The organism is Bacillus sp. NMCC46, from assembly GCF_002998465.1.
In the GTDB taxonomy this organism is placed as follows: Bacteria; Bacillota; Bacilli; order Bacillales; family Bacillaceae; genus Bacillus.
The window spans coordinates 453,407-473,393 of record NZ_PVQZ01000001.1 but is presented as its reverse complement, the minus strand read 5'-3'; the positions used below and the strand labels follow the sequence as shown (position 1 = coordinate 473,393).

General features: G+C 44.4%; 19 protein-coding genes and 1 riboswitch. Of the genes, 18 read left to right on the top strand and 1 reads right to left on the bottom strand.

Translation table 11 applies throughout. The annotated features are described in order from the left end of the window. Positions 1 to 147: 147 nt before the first annotated feature. From pyrR to C6Y01_RS02280, 18 genes are all read left to right on the top strand, one after another. A complete protein-coding gene (gene pyrR / locus C6Y01_RS02370; RefSeq protein ID WP_024424234.1) occupies positions 148 to 690 on the top strand; it encodes a bifunctional pyr operon transcriptional regulator/uracil phosphoribosyltransferase PyrR in 543 nt (180 codons plus the stop codon). Between the two features lie 155 nt (positions 691 to 845). Then, positions 846 to 2,174 (top strand): solute carrier family 23 protein, encoded by a 1,329-nt coding sequence (locus C6Y01_RS02365; protein WP_106037782.1) that lies wholly within the window; start codon positions 846 to 848, stop codon positions 2,172 to 2,174. Between the two features lie 130 nt (positions 2,175 to 2,304). After that, positions 2,305 to 3,228: an aspartate carbamoyltransferase catalytic subunit gene (locus tag C6Y01_RS02360; protein ID WP_034662498.1), complete on the top strand. Its 924-nt coding sequence runs from the start codon at positions 2,305 to 2,307 to the stop codon at positions 3,226 to 3,228. Then, positions 3,212 to 4,498, top strand: a complete 1,287-nt coding sequence (locus tag C6Y01_RS02355; RefSeq protein WP_003211286.1) for a dihydroorotase — start codon at positions 3,212 to 3,214, stop codon at positions 4,496 to 4,498. Before C6Y01_RS02360 ends, C6Y01_RS02355 begins: the two co-directional genes overlap by 17 nt. Beyond that, a complete protein-coding gene (locus C6Y01_RS02350) occupies positions 4,495 to 5,589 on the top strand; it encodes a carbamoyl phosphate synthase small subunit (protein ID WP_106037781.1) in 1,095 nt (364 codons plus the stop codon). Before C6Y01_RS02355 ends, C6Y01_RS02350 begins: the two co-directional genes overlap by 4 nt. Then, complete coding sequence (gene carB, locus C6Y01_RS02345) at positions 5,574 to 8,789, top strand: carbamoyl-phosphate synthase (glutamine-hydrolyzing) large subunit (protein WP_106037780.1); 3,216 nt, start codon at positions 5,574 to 5,576, stop codon at positions 8,787 to 8,789. The genes C6Y01_RS02350 and carB overlap by 16 nt, the downstream gene beginning before the upstream one ends. Beyond that, complete coding sequence (locus tag C6Y01_RS02340) at positions 8,786 to 9,562, top strand: dihydroorotate dehydrogenase electron transfer subunit (RefSeq protein ID WP_106037779.1); 777 nt, start codon at positions 8,786 to 8,788, stop codon at positions 9,560 to 9,562. Before carB ends, C6Y01_RS02340 begins: the two co-directional genes overlap by 4 nt. After that, positions 9,556 to 10,488: a dihydroorotate dehydrogenase gene (locus C6Y01_RS02335; protein WP_106037778.1), complete on the top strand. Its 933-nt coding sequence runs from the start codon at positions 9,556 to 9,558 to the stop codon at positions 10,486 to 10,488. The genes C6Y01_RS02340 and C6Y01_RS02335 overlap by 7 nt, the downstream gene beginning before the upstream one ends. Then, positions 10,460 to 11,164: an orotidine-5'-phosphate decarboxylase gene (gene pyrF, locus C6Y01_RS02330; RefSeq protein ID WP_106037777.1), complete on the top strand. Its 705-nt coding sequence runs from the start codon at positions 10,460 to 10,462 to the stop codon at positions 11,162 to 11,164. The genes C6Y01_RS02335 and pyrF overlap by 29 nt, the downstream gene beginning before the upstream one ends. Before the next feature lie 7 nt (positions 11,165 to 11,171). Further along, entirely contained in the window at positions 11,172 to 11,810 is a 639-nt protein-coding gene (gene pyrE, locus C6Y01_RS02325; protein ID WP_034662482.1) for an orotate phosphoribosyltransferase, read from the top strand. Between the two features lie 295 nt (positions 11,811 to 12,105). Further along, positions 12,106 to 12,208, top strand: a riboswitch (SAM riboswitch). A gap of 151 nt (positions 12,209 to 12,359) precedes the next feature. Then, positions 12,360 to 12,425: a DUF2292 domain-containing protein gene (locus C6Y01_RS19340; RefSeq protein WP_080869532.1), complete on the top strand. Its 66-nt coding sequence runs from the start codon at positions 12,360 to 12,362 to the stop codon at positions 12,423 to 12,425. A gap of 36 nt (positions 12,426 to 12,461) precedes the next feature. Next, positions 12,462 to 13,163: a phosphoadenylyl-sulfate reductase gene (locus tag C6Y01_RS02310; protein ID WP_003211029.1), complete on the top strand. Its 702-nt coding sequence runs from the start codon at positions 12,462 to 12,464 to the stop codon at positions 13,161 to 13,163. Between the two features lie 13 nt (positions 13,164 to 13,176). Continuing rightward, positions 13,177 to 14,241 (top strand): sulfate permease, encoded by a 1,065-nt coding sequence (gene cysP, locus C6Y01_RS02305; protein WP_065097246.1) that lies wholly within the window; start codon positions 13,177 to 13,179, stop codon positions 14,239 to 14,241. Between the two features lie 57 nt (positions 14,242 to 14,298). Next, the gene (gene sat, locus C6Y01_RS02300) at positions 14,299 to 15,435 is read left to right on the top strand and encodes a sulfate adenylyltransferase (RefSeq protein WP_034662474.1); all 1,137 of its coding nucleotides are present in this window, start codon (positions 14,299 to 14,301) and stop codon (positions 15,433 to 15,435) included. A gap of 14 nt (positions 15,436 to 15,449) precedes the next feature. Then, the gene (gene cysC, locus C6Y01_RS02295) at positions 15,450 to 16,043 is read left to right on the top strand and encodes an adenylyl-sulfate kinase (protein WP_034662471.1); all 594 of its coding nucleotides are present in this window, start codon (positions 15,450 to 15,452) and stop codon (positions 16,041 to 16,043) included. A gap of 29 nt (positions 16,044 to 16,072) precedes the next feature. Continuing rightward, on the top strand, positions 16,073 to 16,828 hold the full coding sequence (gene cobA / locus C6Y01_RS02290; RefSeq protein WP_034662468.1) for a uroporphyrinogen-III C-methyltransferase: 756 nt from the start codon (positions 16,073 to 16,075) through the stop codon (positions 16,826 to 16,828). 73 nt (positions 16,829 to 16,901) lie between these two features. Then, a complete protein-coding gene (locus tag C6Y01_RS02285; protein ID WP_106037775.1) occupies positions 16,902 to 17,687 on the top strand; it encodes a sirohydrochlorin chelatase in 786 nt (261 codons plus the stop codon). Beyond that, a complete protein-coding gene (locus C6Y01_RS02280) occupies positions 17,668 to 18,171 on the top strand; it encodes a precorrin-2 dehydrogenase/sirohydrochlorin ferrochelatase family protein (protein WP_106037774.1) in 504 nt (167 codons plus the stop codon). The genes C6Y01_RS02285 and C6Y01_RS02280 overlap by 20 nt, the downstream gene beginning before the upstream one ends. Before the next feature lie 30 nt (positions 18,172 to 18,201). Here the strand turns inward: C6Y01_RS02280 and C6Y01_RS02275 are convergent, their stop codons facing one another. Next, complete coding sequence (locus C6Y01_RS02275) at positions 18,202 to 19,911, bottom strand: Rqc2 family fibronectin-binding protein (protein ID WP_034662460.1); 1,710 nt, start codon at positions 19,909 to 19,911, stop codon at positions 18,202 to 18,204. Positions 19,912 to 19,987: the final 76 nt, after the last annotated feature.

Here is a 19,987-nt window from a genome sequence, read left to right as displayed (position 1 = left end):
ATAAACGAAGGAATGAAGATTCTTTAAAACAGTCCAGAGAGGCTGAGAAGGATAACGGATCAATTTGTGCACGTGTATGCACAAATGAACGCCCCTCTCTGCCCTTTGCAGAAGGGGCTTTTTATTTGTCAAAAAGAGGTGTAAAAGATGGAACAAAAAGCAGTCATTCTTGATGAACAAGCGATCAGACGAGCGCTTACCCGAATTGCACATGAAATGATTGAGCGCAATAAAGGGATGAAAGATGTCATCCTTGCGGGGATCAAGACAAGAGGCATTCATCTTGCAAAGCGCCTTGCAGAGCGCATCGAGCAAATTGAAGGAAATCCAGTCACAGTGGGTGAACTTGATATTACGCTATACCGTGATGACCTGACAAAAAAGACAGACAACCAAGACCCGCTTGTAAAGGGTGCAGACATCCCAGCTGACATTAATGACAAAACACTGATCGTCGTTGACGATGTCCTGTTTACAGGCAGAACCGTCAGAGCGGCCATGGATGCCCTTGTGGATGTAGGAAGACCATCTTCCATTCAGCTTGCTGTTCTCGTTGACCGGGGACACCGGGAGCTTCCGATTCGAGCGGATTATATCGGGAAGAACATTCCGACATCAAAAGCAGAGACCGTCATGGTTCAGCTGAATGAAGTAGATCAAAACGACCTTGTCGCTATATATGAAAAATAACCTTTTTAAATGCATTCCAGAGAGTTTGCAAAGAGGGCAATAACAGAGACACCGAGCACACGGCTTAAGTGACGTGTACGGTTTTTCTAGGCCTCTTTGCGCATACTCGCAAAGAGGCTTTTTTAATGAAAAAGGACACATCTAGGAGGAAAATCATGAGTCAGCAAAAAGCTAATTTAGGCATTCGAGATATCCCAAAACCGTTCACATGGCTTTCACTTAGCCTTCAGCATTTGTTTGCCATGTTTGGCGCGACCATTCTTGTACCAAAAATCATTGATATGAGTCCGGCCGTCGCGCTCATCTCAAGTGGTGTTGGAACCATTGTTTACTTAATCATCACAAGAGGACAAATTCCGGCGTATCTTGGATCGTCCTTTGCCTTTATCGCCCCCATACTGAATGTCAAAGCAACAGGCGGCCCTGGAGCCGCAATGGTTGGTGCCTTCATGGCGGGTGTCGCTTATGCACTCATTGCACTATTTATTAAATGGCTCGGCACAGGCTGGCTGATGAAACTTCTGCCGCCGGTCGTCGTAGGGCCAGTCATTATGGTCATCGGACTCGGACTCGCTGGAACAGCTGTCAACATGGCGATGTATGTTGATCCGAATGCAACCGAGCTTGTTTACAGCCTTAAGCACCTAATGGTCGCCGGCTTCACACTGGCTGTCACGATTATCAGCATGATCTTCCTAAGAGGATTCCTAAGCTTGATCCCAGTATTAATCGGAATTATCAGCGGCTATCTCTTTGCTTTAACACAAGGCATTGTGAACTTCCAGCCGGTCATTGACGCGAAATGGTTTGCTGTACCAGACTTCGTCTTACCATTTGCCGACTACACACCTGCTGTGACTTTAAGCATTCTCACAGTGATGGTGCCGGTTGCCTTTGTGACAATGTCTGAGCACATCGGCCACCAAGTGGTGTTAAGTAAAGTTGTAGGGCAAGATTTTATTAAAAAACCTGGTCTTCACCGCTCCATTTTAGGAGACAGTGCAGCGACGATCTTCGCTTCACTCATTGGCGGACCGCCAACAACAACGTATGGAGAGAACATCGGGGTCCTTGCCATCACAAGAGTGTTCAGTATCTTCGTCATCGGCGGAGCAGCAGTCTTTGCGATCTGCTTCGGCTTTGTCGGAAAAATTTCAGCATTAATCAGTACAGTGCCGTCCGCGGTCATGGGAGGCGTTTCGTTCCTGCTCTTTGGGATCATTGCCTCAAGCGGTCTGAGAATCCTGATTGATCATAAAGTGAATTTTGAAGAAAAGCGTAATCTCATTATCGCATCAGTCATCTTAGTCATCGGAATTGGCGGGGCATTCATTGAGGTGAAACAAATCAACCTCACTCTATCTGGAATGGCACTTGCTGCCATCACGGGTGTCCTGTTAAACCTGATCCTGCCACAGCAAAAAGCGGAGGATGACGAGTCAAATGAATCGAATACAGAAAACCTTTTAAAAGAAGTCCAGTGAGGCTGACAAGGGTTCTAAAATGAGCAGAATGCACGAAAGTGCCGCTGCTTCTTTTGGAGAACCCTAAGCTGCCGAGGCTTAGGGTTTTTTTGAACCTGAAAGTGATGAAAAACTAGAGGGGGAAGAAAAAATGAATGATCTATCGACAATGAGCAGCTTGTCTAAAGAAGAGATTTTACAGCTGATTGAAGAAGCAGCGGCTCTCAAAAAGGGGAAGCAAGAACTTGGCTTAGCGGGAGAATTTGTAGCAAACCTCTTCTTTGAACCAAGCACAAGAACACGATTTAGCTTCGAAGTTGCCGAAAAGAAACTGGGGATGAATGTACTGAGCTTAGATGCAGCAAGCACCTCCGTTCAAAAGGGCGAAACACTTTACGATACGGTAAAAACGCTCGAATCCATCGGCGTGAAAGCATGTGTGATTAGAGACAGCACCGATGAATATTACAATGAGCTGATCGGGAAGGTTGGGATTCCCATCATCAATGCTGGAGATGGCTGCGGGCAGCACCCGACCCAATCACTGCTTGACCTAATGACCATCTATGAAGAGTTTGGCGGCTTTGAGGGCTTAACGATTTCGATTCATGGAGACATCAAACACAGCAGGGTGGCAAGGTCAAATGCTGAGGTTCTCTCAAGGCTGGGAGCAACAGTCCTTTTTTCAGGGCCTGCTTCCTTCCAAGATGAGCAAAACCCTCACGGAACGTATGTCCAGGTAGATGAAGCCATCACACAATCTGATGTGGTGATGCTGCTCAGAATTCAGCATGAACGACATGCTGAAAAAATGGGCAGTGAAGATTACTTATCGACTTATGGATTAACAGTAGACAGGGCAAACAACATGAAAGAACGAGCCATTATTATGCATCCAGCACCAGTAAACAGAGGTGTGGAGATAGATGATTCTTTAGTGGAATCAAAGCAGTCACGAATTTTCAAGCAAATGGAAAATGGCGTTTATGTCCGAATGGCCGTATTAAAAAGAGCTTTTCAAAATAGCAGACTACATCAAAAAGGGAGAGATTCTGTCTATGTCGTATCTCATTAAAAACGGTTTTATCTTAACAAGCACAGGTGAAAAAGTGCAGCAGGATATTAGGGTAGAAGGAGAAGTGATTCAAGCGATTGGTCACTTAGAAAGAGAAGATGGAGAAGAGGTCATTGATGCTAAAGGGCTATTTGTTTCACCAGGCTTAATTGATCTGCATGTACATTTAAGAGAGCCAGGTGGAGAGAAAAAGGAAACGATTGAAACAGGCTCTAAAGCAGCAGCAAGAGGCGGCTATACAACGATTGCAGCGATGCCGAATACACGCCCAGTTCCGGATACAAAAGAGCAAATGGAATGGCTCATGAATCGGATCGAAGAGACCTCTTCTGTCAGAGTACTGCCATACGCCTCCATCACAACTAGGCAAATTGGGGAAGAGATGACAGACTTTGCAGCACTAAAAGAAGCAGGCGCCTTCGCTTTCACAGATGACGGGGTTGGCATCCAAACAGCAGGCATGATGTACGAAGCGATGAAAAAGGCAGCAAGTCTTGATCAAGCGATTGTGGCACACTGTGAAGATAACTCGCTCATTTACGGAGGATGCGTTCATGAAGGAGAATTTTCAAAAGCAAATGAATTAAACGGTATACCGTCCATTTGTGAATCGGTGCATATTGCAAGAGATGTTCTTTTAGCAGAAGCAGCGAACTGCCATTATCATGTATGTCATATCAGTACGAAAGAATCTGTGCGAGTCGTTCGCGATGCAAAAAAAGCAGGCATCCGTGTGACAGCTGAGGTGTCACCGCATCACCTGCTGTTATGTGATGCGGACATCCCTGGTCTTGATACAAACTATAAAATGAACCCGCCGCTCAGAGGAAAAGAGGATCGCGAGGCACTGATCGAGGGACTTTTAGATGGAACGATTGATTTCATCGCAACAGACCATGCGCCGCATACTGAAGAAGAAAAGAACGAAACGATGCAGCGTGCACCTTTTGGAATTGTCGGGCTTGAAACAGCGTTCCCGCTTCTGTATACACGATTTGTCAAAACAGGCGAATGGACATTAAAAGAACTCGTTGATTATATGACAATCAAGCCAGCAGAAGCCTTCTCTCTTCCATATGGAAAGCTGGAAGAAGGACAAACAGCTGATATCACACTCATTGATTTAAACAAAGAAATGGCAATCGATAAAAAAAGCTTCTTATCAAAAGGGCAAAATACACCGTTTGACAAATTGACTGTATCAGGATGGCCGGTCATGACACTTGCATCTGGGAAAGTCGTGTATGAAGAGGGGAGACTAGTAAAATGAAGAGACGCTTAGTGCTAGAAAACGGAACAGTATTCGAAGGAACAGGCTTTGGCAGCTTAGAATCGTCAGTCGGAGAAGTCGTCTTTAATACAGGGATGACGGGCTATCAAGAAATTTTGTCTGATCCATCATACTGCGGACAAATTGTCACACTCACTTATCCGCTCATCGGCAACTATGGCATTAACCGTGATGATTTTGAATCGATCACACCGTTTGTAAAAGGGCTGATTGTGAAGGAGCTTTGTGAAAAGCCCTCAAACTGGCGCTCTTCATATTCACTAGATGAATACTTAAAAATGAAAAACATTCCAGGTCTTAGCGGAATCGATACACGGAAGCTGACGAGAATGATTCGAAGTGCAGGGACTTTAAGAGGGGCGTTTGCAGGACCGGAAGAACAAGTGGAAGACGTAGTCCGCCGCCTTCAAACAATGCAGCTGCCGACTGATCAAGTGAGTCAAGTATCTGTGAAAAATGCGTATCCAAGCCCGGGAAGAGGAAAAAGAATTGTCCTTGTCGATTTCGGCATGAAGCATGGCATTTTGCGCGAGCTCAATAAACGTGACTGTGATGTCATCGTGGTGCCGTACAATATCACGGCAGATGAAGTGCTGCAGTTAAAGCCTGATGGAATCATGCTTTCAAACGGCCCTGGGGATCCTGTTGATGTACCGGAAGCAGTCGAGATGATTCAGCAATTGATTGGAAAGGTTCCGCTCTTTGGCATTTGTCTTGGACATCAATTATTCGCTCTTGCGTGCGGCGCAAGTACTGAAAAAATGAAATTCGGTCACAGAGGCTCGAATCACCCAGTCAAAGAACTAGCCACCGGCAAGGTGACACTGACATCTCAAAATCACGGCTACACAGTTAGTGCAATTAACGAGGACGTGCTCGAAGTCACACATATCGCCCTAAACGACAATACGATTGAAGGGTTAAAACATAAAGAAGCACAAGCATTCACTGTCCAGTATCACCCAGAAGCGTCACCAGGTCCAGAAGATGCGAACTACTTATTCGACCAGTTCATGGACATGATTCATACAACTGAGAAAGAAGGGGAAGAAGTATGCCAAAACGCGTAGACATCAAAAAGATTTTAGTCATCGGTTCAGGTCCAATCATCATCGGACAGGCAGCGGAGTTTGACTATGCAGGCACACAGGCTTGCTTAGCACTGAAAGAAGAGGGCTATGAAGTCGTTCTTGTGAATTCCAATCCAGCGACCATCATGACAGATACAGAAATGGCCGATAAGGTATACATCGAACCACTGACACCAGAATTCTTAACACGAATCATTCGAAAAGAACGTCCTGATGCGATCTTGCCAACACTTGGCGGACAAACTGGACTTAACCTTGCTGTTGAATTATCAGACCTTGGCGTATTAGCTGAATGCGGTGTTGAAGTATTAGGAACAAAGCTGTCAGCTATTCAAAAAGCAGAGGACAGAGATTTATTCCGTAATCTGATGAATGAACTAAATGAGCCTGTACCAGAAAGTGAAATCATCCATAACCTTGAAGAAGCGATGGTGTTTACGAATCAAATCGGTTTCCCTGTCATTGTGAGACCAGCTTATACATTAGGCGGAACAGGCGGCGGAATTTGTACAAACGAGCAAGAGCTGAAGGAAATCGTCGAAAACGGACTGAAGTTAAGCCCAGTCACACAATGCTTACTTGAAAAAAGCATTGCAGGTTTTAAAGAAATTGAATATGAAGTCATGCGTGATAGCGGTGATCATGCGATCGTTGTTTGTAACATGGAAAACTTTGATCCTGTCGGTATCCACACAGGTGACAGTATCGTTGTGGCGCCAAGCCAAACATTAAGTGACCGTGAATATCAGCTGCTTCGCAATGTGTCGCTCAAGCTGATCCGGGCACTTGGCATTGAAGGCGGCTGTAACGTACAGCTGGCGATTGACCCAGACAGCTTTCAATACTATATCATCGAAGTAAACCCGCGCGTCAGTCGTTCTTCTGCACTTGCGTCGAAAGCAACTGGTTATCCAATTGCCAAACTTGCAGCGAAAATTGCAGTCGGCTTAACGCTTGATGAAATGATGAACCCAGTCACAGGTAAAACCTATGCCGCCTTCGAACCGGCACTCGACTATATAGTGTCTAAAATCCCGCGCTGGCCGTTTGATAAATTCGAATCTGCCAACAGACGTCTTGGCACGCAAATGAAAGCAACGGGTGAAGTAATGGCGATCGGTCGTACGTTAGAAGAGTCTCTTCTAAAAGCTGTCCGTTCACTTGAAGCTGATGTGCATCACATTGAATTAAAAGATGAAGCAGATATCACAAACGAAGTGCTTGAAAAGCGGATTATCAAGGCGGGAGATGAACGATTATTCTATATCGCCGAGGCCCTTAGAAGAGGCTATACGGTTGAACAAATACATGAATTCTCAAAAATTGATTACTTCTTCCTTCATAAACTGGAAGGCATCATCGCTTTTGAAAAGACATTAAAAGAAAACAAAGGCAATACAGACGTATTAAAAGAAGCGAAAGAAAAAGGCTTCTCAGACATCTATATTAGCCGCGAGTGGAATATGAATGAAGCGGACGTCTACACGCTAAGACAAGAAGCAGGCATCGTACCTGTTTACAAAATGGTAGATACTTGTGCGGCTGAATTTGAATCCGAGACGCCATATTTCTACAGCACGTATGAAGATGAAAATGAATCAGAACGTACAGACAAGAAAAGTGTCATCGTATTAGGCTCAGGTCCTATCAGAATCGGTCAAGGAGTAGAATTTGATTATGCGACCGTTCATTCTGTGTGGGCAATTAAACAAGCAGGCTATGAAGCAATCATTATTAACAACAACCCTGAAACGGTCTCAACAGACTTTAGTATTTCAGACAAGCTCTACTTTGAACCACTTACTGTAGAAGATGTAATGCACATTATCGATCTTGAGCAGCCTGAAGGAGTCGTTGTCCAGTTCGGCGGACAAACAGCAATCAACCTAGCAGATGAATTATCAAATAGAGGGGTGAAGATTCTCGGCACTTCTCTTGAAGACCTAGACCGAGCCGAAAACAGGGACAAGTTTGAACAAACATTAGAAGCACTCGGCGTGCCGCAGCCTAAAGGGAAAACAGCTACGTCTGTGCCTGAAGCTGTAGCGATTGCCAATCAGATCTGCTACCCAGTCCTTGTCCGTCCTTCCTATGTATTAGGCGGTCGCGCAATGGAAATTGTTTATCAAGATGCTGAGCTTCTTCACTACATGGAGAATGCAGTGAAAGTCAATCCGCAGCACCCAGTGCTAATTGACAAGTATTTGACAGGAAAAGAAATCGAAGTAGACGCCGTGTCTGATGGCGAAACTGTCGTGATCCCAGGCATTATGGAACATATTGAAAGAGCTGGGGTTCACTCTGGTGACTCGATTGCGGTTTACCCGCCGCAAACATTGTCTGAAGAGATCAAAGAGAAGATCGCAGAATACACGATCAAGCTCGCAAAAGGACTCAACATTATTGGGCTGCTAAACATTCAATTTGTTCTCTCAAAAGGTGAAGTGTTCGTACTTGAAGTGAACCCGCGTTCAAGCCGGACAGTTCCTTTCTTAAGTAAAATCACGGGCATCCCGATGGCAAACCTTGCGACAAAAGTCATCTTAGGAGAAAAACTGAAAAACTATGGCTACGAAGAAGGACTTCACACAGAGCAAGAAGGGGTGTACGTCAAAGTTCCAGTCTTCTCTTTTGCAAAACTAAGAAGAGTGGATATTACACTCGGGCCTGAAATGAAATCTACAGGTGAGGTCATGGGGAAAGATGTCACAATTGAAAAAGCCCTCTACAAAGGATTAATTGCATCAGGCATTCAAATTCCTAAAGACGGGACAGTTCTTCTAACAGTTGCTGATAAGGATAAAGAAGAAGGACTTGAGATTGCAAGAAGATTCCACTCGATCGGCTATCATATTTTAGCAACAGAAGGAACGGCGAATTACTTAAAACAAGCCTCCATCCCATCAAGTGTTGTCGGCAAAATAGGAGAAGAAGGCAAAAACCTTCTCGATGTCATTCGAAACGGGGAAGCCCAATTTGTCATCAACACTCTAACAAAAGGAAAACAGCCGGCAAGAGACGGCTTTAGAATCAGACGTGAAGCTGTTGAAAATGGCGTAGCTTGCTTAACGTCGCTAGATACAGCAGAAGCCATTTTAAGAGTGCTGGAAAGCATGACATTTAGAGCGGATGAAATGCCAGAAGTGAAAACGAATGCTGAGGTGACAGTAACGATATGAAAAAAGCATACTTGACGGTCGTCTCAAACCGAGAGATCGCTGATCATATTTACGAAATGATATTAAAAGGTGACCTTGTGGACTCCTTTCAAACGGCTGGACAATTTCTTCATATCAAGGTCAGCGAGTCTATGACACCGCTGCTGAGAAGACCGATCAGTATTGCCAATATTCATGCCGAGAAACAAGAAGCAACTATCATCTACCGCGCAGAGGGAGAGGGCACAAAGCTTCTTTCCCAAAAGCGGGAGGGGGAATCCATCGATGTATTAGGACCGCTTGGCAACGGGTATGATCCTTCAGTAGTTCAGCCAGGTCAGACAGCCTTACTAGTCGGCGGTGGAATTGGAGTACCGCCGCTATATGAGCTGTCCAAGCGTTTAACGAAAAAAGGTGTCATCGTCAAGCATGTCCTTGGCTTTCAATCGAAAAAGGATGTATTTTACGAGGAGAAATTCCAAGCACTCGGAGATACGTTTATCGCGACAGTTGATGGGACATATGGTTCAAAGGGCTTCGTGACAGGTGTCATTGAAGAGAATGATTTGAGCTTTGATGTCATGCTTTCCTGCGGACCGACACCTATGTTAAAAGCACTAAAAGACTCTTATCCCGATAAGCCTGTCTACATTTCAATGGAAGAACGAATGGGCTGCGGGATTGGTGCTTGCTTTGCATGTGTGTGTCATACCGACCAGCACGAAAAATCTTACGTCAAAGTCTGTCTGGATGGACCTGTATTTAAAGCAGAGGAGGTGGCATTGTCATGCTAAACGTTGAGTTACCCGGCTTATCTTTAAAGAATCCGATTATCCCTGCATCAGGCTGCTTTGGATTCGGAAGGGAATTTGCTTCATTATATGACTTATCCTTGCTTGGCGGTATCATGATCAAGGCCACAACCCTTGAACCGAGATTTGGCAATCCGACACCAAGGGTAGCGGAGACAGGTGCCGGTATGCTCAATGCCATCGGTCTTCAAAATCCAGGCCTAAAAGTCGTTCTGGAAAATGAATTGCCTTGGCTTGAGCAGTTTGATACGCCGATCATTGCAAACGTCGCTGGCTCACAGGTCGATGATTATGTCGAAGTAGCCAAGCAAATCAGCCAAGCAAAAAATGTCCATGCCCTTGAACTGAATATTTCATGTCCGAATGTCAAAACAGGCGGAATTGCCTTTGGTACAGATCCTCATATGGCAGCAGCATTGACAAAAGCGGTGAAGGAAGTCTCTTCGGTACCTGTCTATGTCAAGCTGTCTCCTAACGTAGCCAATATTGTGGAGATTGCTCAAGCGATTGAATCTGCTGGAGCGGATGGACTCACGATGATTAACACGTTAATCGGTATGCGTTTAGATTTAAAAACGGGGAAACCGATTCTTGCCAATAAAACAGGCGGATTATCAGGCCCTGCTGTCAAACCTGTCGCTGTGCGCATGGTACATGAAGTCAGTCAAGCAGTGTCTATCCCGATTATCGGAATGGGCGGGGTGCAAAATGCTGAAGACGTACTTGAATTTTTACTAGCAGGAGCGAGTGCAGTAGCTGTTGGCACAGCCAATTTTGTGAACCCATTTATTTGTCCAGAAATCATTGAAGAACTGCCAAGAGTGTTAGCAGCATATGGCTATTCATCTGTAGAGGAATGTATCGGAAGGAGCTGGAAACATGAAGCACTTGCCCATCATCGCACTTGATTTTCCGGTAGCGCAGGAAGCGCTCGCCTTTTTAAAACCCTTTGAAGGGACACGATTATTTGTGAAGGTCGGCATGGAGCTGTTTTACCAAGAAGGACCTGCTATCCTTGACGCGCTCAAAGAAAAAAATTGCCGCATTTTCCTCGATCTCAAATTACATGACATTCCAACAACGGTGCAAAAAGCAATGAACCGGCTTGCCGCACTTGGTGTTGATTTGGTCAATGTGCATGCTGCTGGCGGGAAACATATGATGCAAGCTGCGGTAGAAGGGCTTGAAAGCGGGACGCCTGCTGGACAAAAACGTCCAGGCATTATTGCAGTGACTCAGCTGACGAGTACGTCAGAAGACATGATGAGGAGCGAATTACTCATAGACCGTCCGCTGCAAGAGACTGTCATCCGGTACGGTCAATTGGCATATGAAAGTGGACTAGACGGTGTTGTTTGCTCTGTTCATGAATCCAAAGCCCTTCATGAGCACATCTCACCTGCCTTTCTCACTGTAACGCCGGGGATTCGCTTACAAAATGATCAAACCGATGACCAAAAGCGTGTGGCGACTCCTGCTTATGCAAAAGAGCAAGGTGTTTCACAAATTGTTGTCGGAAGGTCAATCACGAAAGCTGAAAAACCATTGGAAGCCTATCATCAAATTTTAAAAGAGTGGGAGTGACTGCCAGATGAAAACAAAAATCGCTAAACACCTATTACAAATCAAAGCGGTCTCATTAAAACCAGACGAACCGTTTACATGGGCAAGCGGTATCAAATCACCGATCTATTGTGACAACCGTCTTACCTTGTCCTACCCAGAAGTAAGACACGACATTGCTGAAGGTCTTAAAGAGTTGATTCTCACCCATTTTGAGGGAGCGGAGGTTGTTGCTGGTACTGCAACAGCAGGCATCCCGCATGCGGCATTAGCGGCAGACCGTCTGAACGTGCCGATGTGTTATGTGAGAAGTAAGCCAAAAGCACATGGAAAAGGGAATCAAATTGAAGGAGCCGTATCAAAAGGTCAAAAGGTGGTCGTCGTAGAAGACTTGATTTCAACAGGAGGCAGTGTGCTTGAAGTGGTCGCTGCTCTTCAAGAAGCGGGCTGTGACGTACTAGGAGTTGCCGCGATCTTCACATACGGACTGCCAAAAGCTGCGGCAGCATTTCAAGAGAAAAACATTCCATATGTCACCCTAACAGACTATGACACACTGACAGACGTGGCACTTGAGCTGAAAGCGATCGAGCCTTCTGCTATGAATAAACTAAAACGCTGGAGACAAGATCCTTCCTCTGAATCTTGGATGAAAGAAACCGTCTAAAAAGCTGCGCGTACCCGCACAGCTTTCGGCGTGTAGACAAACCCTCGCATTCTTTGTCAGAACTGCGTGCCGGTGCTCACGAATGTTCAATTCGCTCCGCTCCGGTACTCGTCCTTCCTAGACTGCAAAGGTTTTCTATCACGCTGAATACAATATGAAGCTGCGCGTACCCGCACAGCTTTTTTATTTGGTTAAAAATAGTAAAATAGACTCAAATTCAAATAAAAACTAATCCTATCAATAAAGTCGGGTTGACTTTTGTTTGAATTGTGTTAATATTTAAGACAAATTAAAACACTTATCCAGAGAGGTGGAGGGACTGGCCCGATGAAGCCCGGCAACCTGCGATTTGCAAGGTGCTACTTCCTGCAAAATGATTCTATTTTGAAAGATAAGGAAATGAGCTTCCTCATCTTTCTTTCGGACTGAAAGGAAGTTTTTTTATTTTAACGGTGAGGAGGAAGACGAGATGGAAGTGAAGCGAAATCAGTATGAAGACTTATTGAAGCATATGCAGAAACTGATTGGGGATATGAATTCGGTTCAGTTATGTTGATTGTTCAGGACGGTCAAGTGATTCAAGTGGAAGAAAACAGAAAAATTCGGTTGACGTAGTGCGGAGAGTAGTGATACTCCGGAAGGGGAGAAACAATGTTAACTTATGAAAATTGGCAAGAGCCGTCCATTACATTTCAAGAGGATGATTTGTATAAAGGGGCCTTATCTGTGCTGAAATGGGCATACGGTCATTATGGTGATCAGCTCGTTTATGCATGCAGCTTTGGTATTGAAGGCATCGTCCTCATTGATCTTATTGCGAAAGTAAAAAAGGATGCAAGAATTGTCTTTTTAGATACAGGTCTGCATTTTAAGGAAACGTACGACACTATTGATGCGGTAAAGGAAAGATACCCTGGTTTAGATATTGTGCTGAAAACCCCTGAGCTGACGGTTGAGGAGCAAAACGAGCAGCATGGTGATCAGCTATGGAAAACGGACCCTCAAAGCTGCTGCCATATGCGTAAGGTCATTCCTTTGCAAGAAGCGCTATCTGGCTATCCGGCATGGCTATCTGGCTTAAGGAGAGAGCAGTCACCTAAGCGAGCAGGGACGAACTTTTTAAATAAGGATGAAAAATTCAAATCAGTGAAAGTATGTCCGCTTATCCACTGGACGTGGAAGGACATATGGAGATATGCATCTAGAGAGGAACTTACTTATAATCCGCTGCATGATCAGGGATATCCAAGTATCGGGTGTGCCCCGTGTACACAGCCAGCATTTACTGCCGAAGATCTGCGGTCTGGCAGATGGTCAGGCACAGCTAAGACTGAGTGCGGATTACATGAGTAAGGGAGCATAGTGTATGGAAATTGCCGCAATTTTATTTAGTTTATTTTTCGCTCTAAACATTGGCGCGAGTGGTGCAGCAGCTTCGATGGGAATCGCGTACGGATCAGGTGCGATTCGAAAGCCGATCTATGCACTCAGTGTATGCGCAGTTGGGATTTTAGCAGGTTCAGTTATTGGCGGTGGTGAGGTTGTCAAAACGATTAGCTCTGGGATTATGCCTGAATCCGTCATTACACTTGAAATTGTTTGTATTATTATTGGTTCTGCTGCATTATCTCTCTTTATAGCGAATCTGATGGCCATTCCTTTGTCAACGAGTGAGGTGACAGTAGGAGCTGTAGTTGGTGTCGCGGTCGCATATAAAGTATTGTATGTGAAATCCATTTTAGTCATTGTGGCATTTTGGGTCATCATTCCGCTTGTCGCCTTTCTTTTTACCTTTGTTGTAGTCAAAATCATCAGAATGTTCCCTAAACGTAAGTTGTCTAAAAAAGGAACAATTATTTTATCCATTGTTTTAATCCTTAGTGGATTTTTAGAAGCATTTTCAGCAGGCATGAACAATGTGGCAAATGCAGTCGGTCCACTTGTTGCCGCGGGCGTTTTGTCAGTTGGGCAAGGAACGCTTTACGGCGGAATCTTTGTCGCCATTGGAGCCCTCTTGCTTGGTAGAAGAGTGCTTGAAACAAACGGAAAGAAAATCACCCGCTATCAAACAGGTGAAGGGATTTTGCTTTCGAGTACCGGTGCTGGACTTGTCATCGTCAGCTCTATTTTTGGGCTGCCAGTTCCACTTACCCAAATCACCTCCTCGTCTATCATTGGGCTTGGAATGGCAAAAGGCGGACCAAATATTTTTCATAAACATGTGGTGAAAAAAATGCTGAAAGTGTGGGTAGTGTCACCCTTTTTATCACTTAGCCTATCGTATTTGCTGGTGAGCCTTTTCTTAAAAGGAGACTATTATTCTATCTTTATTATGATGAGTGTACTGCTTGCCTCACTTGGTGCGCTGAGTCTGATGAAGGCAGTCAAAAATGAAAGCAGCTCGATTCATGAACAGGGCGGCGGGATTTAACGACAAATCCGACTATTTACATCTAATAAATATGAACATTGAGAGGAAGATGAACAAATGAGTTTAACACCACATGGTGGCGTATTAATTAATCGAGTAAATGAAGAGTATGATCTCAGCACGGCTGCAAAGGAAATTGAACTAGATGCTATCTCATTTGCAGACCTTGAACTCATAGCAATTGGCGGGTATAGTCCAATTGAAGGGTTTTTAACAAAAGCTGATTATGAAGCCGTTGTGAGCAGTATGCGGTTAGCAAGTGGTGTCGTTTGGTCTCTTCCTATTACACTGCCAGTGACAAAGGAAAAGGCAGCGGAAATCCATCAAGGCGATATTGTGCGTCTATCGTATAATGGAACTGTATATGGGGTGATTGAAGTAGAGGATCAATACACACCAGATAAGGAAAAAGAAGCGGTGAATGTATATAAAACTGATGACCGCAATCATCCAGGCGTGAAAAAATTATTTGAACGCGGTGACATATACATTGGTGGTAAAATTACACTGACGAAACGCAGTGAAAAACCATTCCCTCAATTTACGTATGAGCCAGAAGAAACAAGACGGCATTTCAAAGAAAACGGCTGGAAAACCATTGTTGGTTTCCAAACGAGAAACCCTGTTCACCGTGCCCATGAATATATTCAAAAGACAGCACTTGAAACAGTAGATGGTTTGTTTTTAAATCCACTTGTCGGTGAAACAAAATCAGACGATATTCCGGCAGACGTGAGAATGAAAAGCTATCAAGTGTTATTGAACGGTTATTATCCAAAGGATCGCGTCTTTTTAGGTGTTTTTCCTGCGGCAATGCGTTATGCTGGACCAAAGGAAGCAATCTTTCACGCGCTTGTTCGTAAAAATTACGGCTGCACTCATTTTATTGTGGGAAGAGATCATGCGGGTGTTGGTGATTATTACGGCACATACGAGGCGCAGGAGTTATTTGAACAATTTACAAGTGAAGAAATTGGCATTACCCCGTTAAAATTTGAACATAGCTTCTACTGTAATACATGTGAAGCAATGGCAACACCAAAAACATGTCCTCACGATAAAAGCGAGCATGTCATTCTTTCAGGTACAAAGGTTCGAACGATGCTGAGAAACGGAGAATTACCGCCAAGCACGTTCAGCCGAAAAGAAGTTATTGAAACATTAATCGAAGGATTAAAAACGACGGTATCTTAATGGGAGGGTATGACATGAGCAATGAACATATCGTGTGGCATGATTCATCTATTACAAAAAAAGAATATCAACAGAAAAACAATCATACGAGCGGCATTATTTGGCTCACGGGTCTAAGTGGGTCAGGTAAATCAACAATCGCAAATGCAGCGGCTAGAGAGCTGTTTGAACAAGGCTATCAAGTCACCGTTCTTGATGGCGATAATGTAAGGCATGGACTGAATAAAGATTTAGGGTTTTCAGATGATGACAGAAAAGAGAACATCCGCCGCATCGGAGAAGTGGCAAAGTTATTTGTTGAACAAGGAACGATTGTCATCACGGCTTTTATTTCTCCATTTCAAGAAGACCGCCGCATTGTCAGACAGTTAGTTGAAGCGGGAGAATTTCACGAAGTGTTTGTGAAATGTGATCTGAACGTATGCGAAGAGCGTGATCCAAAGGGCTTATATAAAAAAGCTAGAAATGGCGAAATTCCATTTTTCACCGGAATTGATTCGCCGTATGAAGAACCAGCAGCACCTGAGCTCGTTCTAGATACAGGTGAATTATCTCGTGAAGAGTCCAAACAGCGTCTTGTTGATTATGTAAAGGGAAGAGCGAAATAATCGCCTGATGGCAGGGGGAGAAAAGCACGATGGGGAAAGTATACATTGTGGGGGCTGGACCTGGAGATCCAGACTTAATTACATTAAAAGCCCATAAGGCAATACAGCAGGCAGATGTCATTTTATATGATCGCCTTGTCAATCAAGAAATACTCGCCCACGCCAAACCCGAGGCGGAATTAATCTATTGCGGCAAGCTGCCGAATCATCATACGATGAGACAGGAAGCCATCAATGAAGCCCTTGTGGCCCATGCAAAGGAAGGGAACGTTGTCGTTCGGCTGAAAGGCGGCGACCCCTTTGTATTCGGCCGAGGCGGTGAAGAAATCGAATGCTTAGCTGAGCACGGAATTCCGTATGAAGTCGTCCCTGGAATTACCTCTGGTATTGCAGCGGCCGCTTATGCAGGCATTCCCGTGACGCATCGTGAATTCAGCTCAAATGTCGCTTTTGTCACGGGTCACTATCAAAAGGATGAGCATTTTGAAGAAAAGTGGGAAGCGCTGGCTACAGGGATTGATACCCTTGTGATTTACATGGGCGTCAAAAACGTGAAAAGAGTGCAGCAGCTTCTTTTAAAAAATGGACGCGATCCTGAAACGCCAGCAGCGTTTATACACTGGGGAACTACGACGAGGCAAAAGACGACTTGCTGCACTGTGGCGACACTGTCTGAAACAGTTGAAAAAGAAGGCATCGAGCATCCAAGTTTAATTGTAGTTGGAGATGTCGTTCATTTTCACCAAAAACTGAGCTGGTTTGAACCCGCCTTAATCGAGAAATGAGAATGATAAAGAAAAGACACGTACATCGATCGTGTCTTTTCGTCTGATCAAAACAAGTAGAGGGAGGAGCCACATGAAACAAGCTGTACTTTATGTCGGGCATGGAAGCAGAGTAAAAGAAGCACAAGATAAAGCCATTTCTTTTATGAAAAGCTGTATGCCGTTAGTAGAAGCAGATATACAAGAAATTTGTTTTTTAGAACTGACAGCCCCTTCTATAGAAGAAGGATTTGAAGCCTGTGTGAAAAAAGGAGCTATACACATTGCGATCGTCCCGCTCCTCCTTTTAACTGCCATGCATGCCAAATCAGATATTCCAGTCGAGATTGAGAAAGTACAAAAGCGATATCCGCAAGTGAAGGTCACATACGGAAAACCAATCGGGGTCAATCAAGAAGTGACAAAAGCGGTTGCTGCAAGAATTGAAGAGGCAGGATATCAAGGCGGGAAAGCACAGATTCTTTTAATTGGCCGCGGAAGCTCTGACCCCGATGTGAAGCGGGATGTGTTTGGCATTGCGGACGATGTCCGGCGCCTGCTCCCTTTCGCAGAGGTCTTGCCATGTTTTATTACGGCATGTGAGCCAAATTACCGAGATGTTCTTGCGCAATTAACAGCAGATGATGATGCGCCTGTTTATCTCGTTCCTTACTTGTTGTTTACGGGTATTTTAATGAAAGAGATTGAAAATGAAGCGGCTCAGGCGAGAAAGAGGCTGAAAGATGTCCGGGTATGCCGGTATATTGGCTTTCATCCGCATGTAAAAGCGGCTTATATTGAACGCGTGCAAGAAACCATTTTAAACAAAGACGATGCGTTTCATTTCCAAGGAGAAAGCCATGCTTCCAGTCCATCTTGATTTAACCGATCAACAAGTGCTCATCGCCGGCGGTGGACGAATAGCCGCAAGAAGGGCAGAGGCGCTATGCATAGAGCCTTGCCATATAACCGTCGTGAGTCCTGATATTTCTAAAGAGATGGCACGTCTCATTGATACATACAACCTGAATTGGAAGGAAAAGAAAGTGGACGTGGAAGATTTAGAGGGTGCATTTTTCATTGTAGCTGCTACAAACGATCCAGCGGTAAATGAATGGATTGCACAAACAGCCCGGCCTCACCAGCTTGTGAATTGTGTGAGCCAATCAGAGCTTGGCAATGTGATCGTGCCAAAGGTGGTCAAAGCAGGGAAAGTGACGATTTCAGTCTCTACAAGCGGTGCGAGCCCAGCTCGGACAAAACAACTGGCTGCGGAAATTGAGGCGTTGCTTGAACAAGAGGATGTAGATGCACTTGACGATCTCTATATCGAAAGAAAAAAACAACAAAGAAAAAGCCGATAAAATCTCTTTAATGGATTTTATCGGCTTTTATTATTTTCGCAGCTTTAGGACCACATCTTCGTCAGGCGTGACAAATAATGTTTGCTGCTGATCATACGTCACAAATCCTGGCTTTGCTCCATTTGGTTTTTTCACATGCCGGATTTTCGTATAATCGACAGGAACGGAGCTCGACTCTTTTGCTTTCGAGAAGTAGGCAGCGATTTGAGCCGCTTCAAGCAGCGTCTCTTCATCAGGCGCTTGATGACGGATGACGACATGTGATCCAGGAATATCCTTCGTATGCAGCCAAATGTCGTCACGGGCAGCAGCCTTTGTGGTTAAATACTCGTTTTGTTTGTTGTTTTTTCCGACTAAAATCGGAATACCTTGAGACGATTCATACGTTTCAAGCTGAATGGCCGCCTGTTTTTTCTTTTTGGCGTTGCGCTTTTGTTTGGCGCGTAAATATTTTCCTTCAACAAGTTCTTCTCTCATTTCCTCTAAATCCTTCGGTGAGGCAGAGGATAGCTGCTGAATCAACTCTTCAAAATAAGCAATCTCTTCATGCGTCCGCTCAATTTGTTCATTGACCGCTTCTACTGCATTTTTTGCCTTTTGATATTTTGTGAAATATGCCTGTGCATTTTCAGAAGGGGTTTTGTTTGTTTTAAGCGGGATCGTAATCTCTCCGCCATCTTCATCGTAATAATTGATGACAGTCGCTTCTTTATCCCCTTTTTTGATGGCATATAAATTGGCTGTTAACAATTCGCCATAGAGCTGATATTTATGTGCATGTTGAGATTCTTCAAGAGTTCTTTTCAGTTTTTTGAGCTTGTTTTCATTTTTCTTTTTTTCATTTACGACAAACCGTTCAAGGTCAGACGCCTGCTGTTTAACTCTGTCTCTCTCAGCTTTTCCGAAATAAAAGCGGTCAAGCAGCTGGCTGAGAGAGTCGAATGTCTTCATCTCGCCATGGACATGCTGAAGTTCTAATAAATAGAAATATTCTTTCCCGTCTTTTCTTGTGAGCTGCGGGGTAAAGGAGTGCATGCGAATAAGCTGGAACATGTCGAGCAGTGTATTTGGAATCGTTTCCTTATTGGCAAGACCGGCCCTGTGTACAGCTTCCTTTGCAAACAGCGGAGAAACCCCAGAGAATGTATCGACAATTTGATTTGCGATCTTTCCTTCTTGAAAGCGTAAATGCTTTAAAATATCATCCTTCGTCACTTCAAACGGATTCAATTTTTGCTGTGCAGGCGGCAGAAGGTATTCGTGACCAGGAAGTACCGTTCGATAGCTGTTCACAGATGGAGAAAGATGCTTTAGGCCATCGATGATCTGCTGCGTGTCATCTTCGACAAGAATCAAATTACTATGCCTTCCCATGATTTCAATGTAGAGCTTTCGAGTCTGTTCGTCGCCAATTTCATTGCGGCTTCGTACATGAAGTACGATTACCCGGTCAAATCCAATCTGTTCAAAACGTTCAATGAATCCGCCCTCAAGATGCTTTCTGAGGAGCATACAAAACATTGGAGGTTCGCTTGGATTGTCATATTGATGCTCTGTGAGCTGAATTCTAGCGTAGCTCGGATGAGCGGATAAAAGGAGCTTATGATTTTTTCCGTTTGCCCGGATATGAAAAATCAGCTCGTGCTTATATGGCTGATGAATTTTTGAAATTCTTCCGCCAGTTAATGTCTCTTGCAATTCATTTGTCATACCATATGTAAAAATGCCGTCAAATGACATGTTGGATACACCCTCTTCTTTCACACAAATCTACTGAAAGAACCTTCCGTTTCTCGTTCTTTAGGCAGTCTTATTA

Excerpts from the sequence above, each read along its gene's own strand:
- C6Y01_RS02285 (WP_106037775.1), top strand. The coding sequence starts at position 16,902 with ATGAAACAAGCTGTACTTTATGTCGGGCATGGAAGCAGAGTAAAAGAA.
- sat (WP_034662474.1), top strand. The coding sequence starts at position 14,299 with ATGAGTTTAACACCACATGGTGGCGTATTAATTAATCGAGTAAATGAA.
- cysC (WP_034662471.1), top strand. The coding sequence starts at position 15,450 with ATGAGCAATGAACATATCGTGTGGCATGATTCATCTATTACAAAAAAA.
- cobA (WP_034662468.1), top strand. The coding sequence starts at position 16,073 with ATGGGGAAAGTATACATTGTGGGGGCTGGACCTGGAGATCCAGACTTA.
- C6Y01_RS02350 (WP_106037781.1), top strand. The coding sequence starts at position 4,495 with ATGAAGAGACGCTTAGTGCTAGAAAACGGAACAGTATTCGAAGGAACA.
- pyrF (WP_106037777.1), top strand. The coding sequence starts at position 10,460 with ATGAAGCACTTGCCCATCATCGCACTTGATTTTCCGGTAGCGCAGGAA.
- C6Y01_RS02360 (WP_034662498.1), top strand. The coding sequence starts at position 2,305 with ATGAATGATCTATCGACAATGAGCAGCTTGTCTAAAGAAGAGATTTTA.
- C6Y01_RS02365 (WP_106037782.1), top strand. The coding sequence starts at position 846 with ATGAGTCAGCAAAAAGCTAATTTAGGCATTCGAGATATCCCAAAACCG.
- pyrR (WP_024424234.1), top strand. The coding sequence starts at position 148 with ATGGAACAAAAAGCAGTCATTCTTGATGAACAAGCGATCAGACGAGCG.
- C6Y01_RS02335 (WP_106037778.1), top strand. The coding sequence starts at position 9,556 with ATGCTAAACGTTGAGTTACCCGGCTTATCTTTAAAGAATCCGATTATC.
- C6Y01_RS02280 (WP_106037774.1), top strand. The coding sequence starts at position 17,668 with ATGCTTCCAGTCCATCTTGATTTAACCGATCAACAAGTGCTCATCGCC.
- carB (WP_106037780.1), top strand. The coding sequence starts at position 5,574 with ATGCCAAAACGCGTAGACATCAAAAAGATTTTAGTCATCGGTTCAGGT.
- C6Y01_RS02275 (WP_034662460.1), bottom strand. The coding sequence starts at position 19,911 with ATGTCATTTGACGGCATTTTTACATATGGTATGACAAATGAATTGCAA.
- pyrE (WP_034662482.1), top strand. The coding sequence starts at position 11,172 with ATGAAAACAAAAATCGCTAAACACCTATTACAAATCAAAGCGGTCTCA.
- C6Y01_RS02355 (WP_003211286.1), top strand. The coding sequence starts at position 3,212 with ATGTCGTATCTCATTAAAAACGGTTTTATCTTAACAAGCACAGGTGAA.
- cysP (WP_065097246.1), top strand. The coding sequence starts at position 13,177 with ATGGAAATTGCCGCAATTTTATTTAGTTTATTTTTCGCTCTAAACATT.
- C6Y01_RS02310 (WP_003211029.1), top strand. The coding sequence starts at position 12,462 with ATGTTAACTTATGAAAATTGGCAAGAGCCGTCCATTACATTTCAAGAG.
- C6Y01_RS02340 (WP_106037779.1), top strand. The coding sequence starts at position 8,786 with ATGAAAAAAGCATACTTGACGGTCGTCTCAAACCGAGAGATCGCTGAT.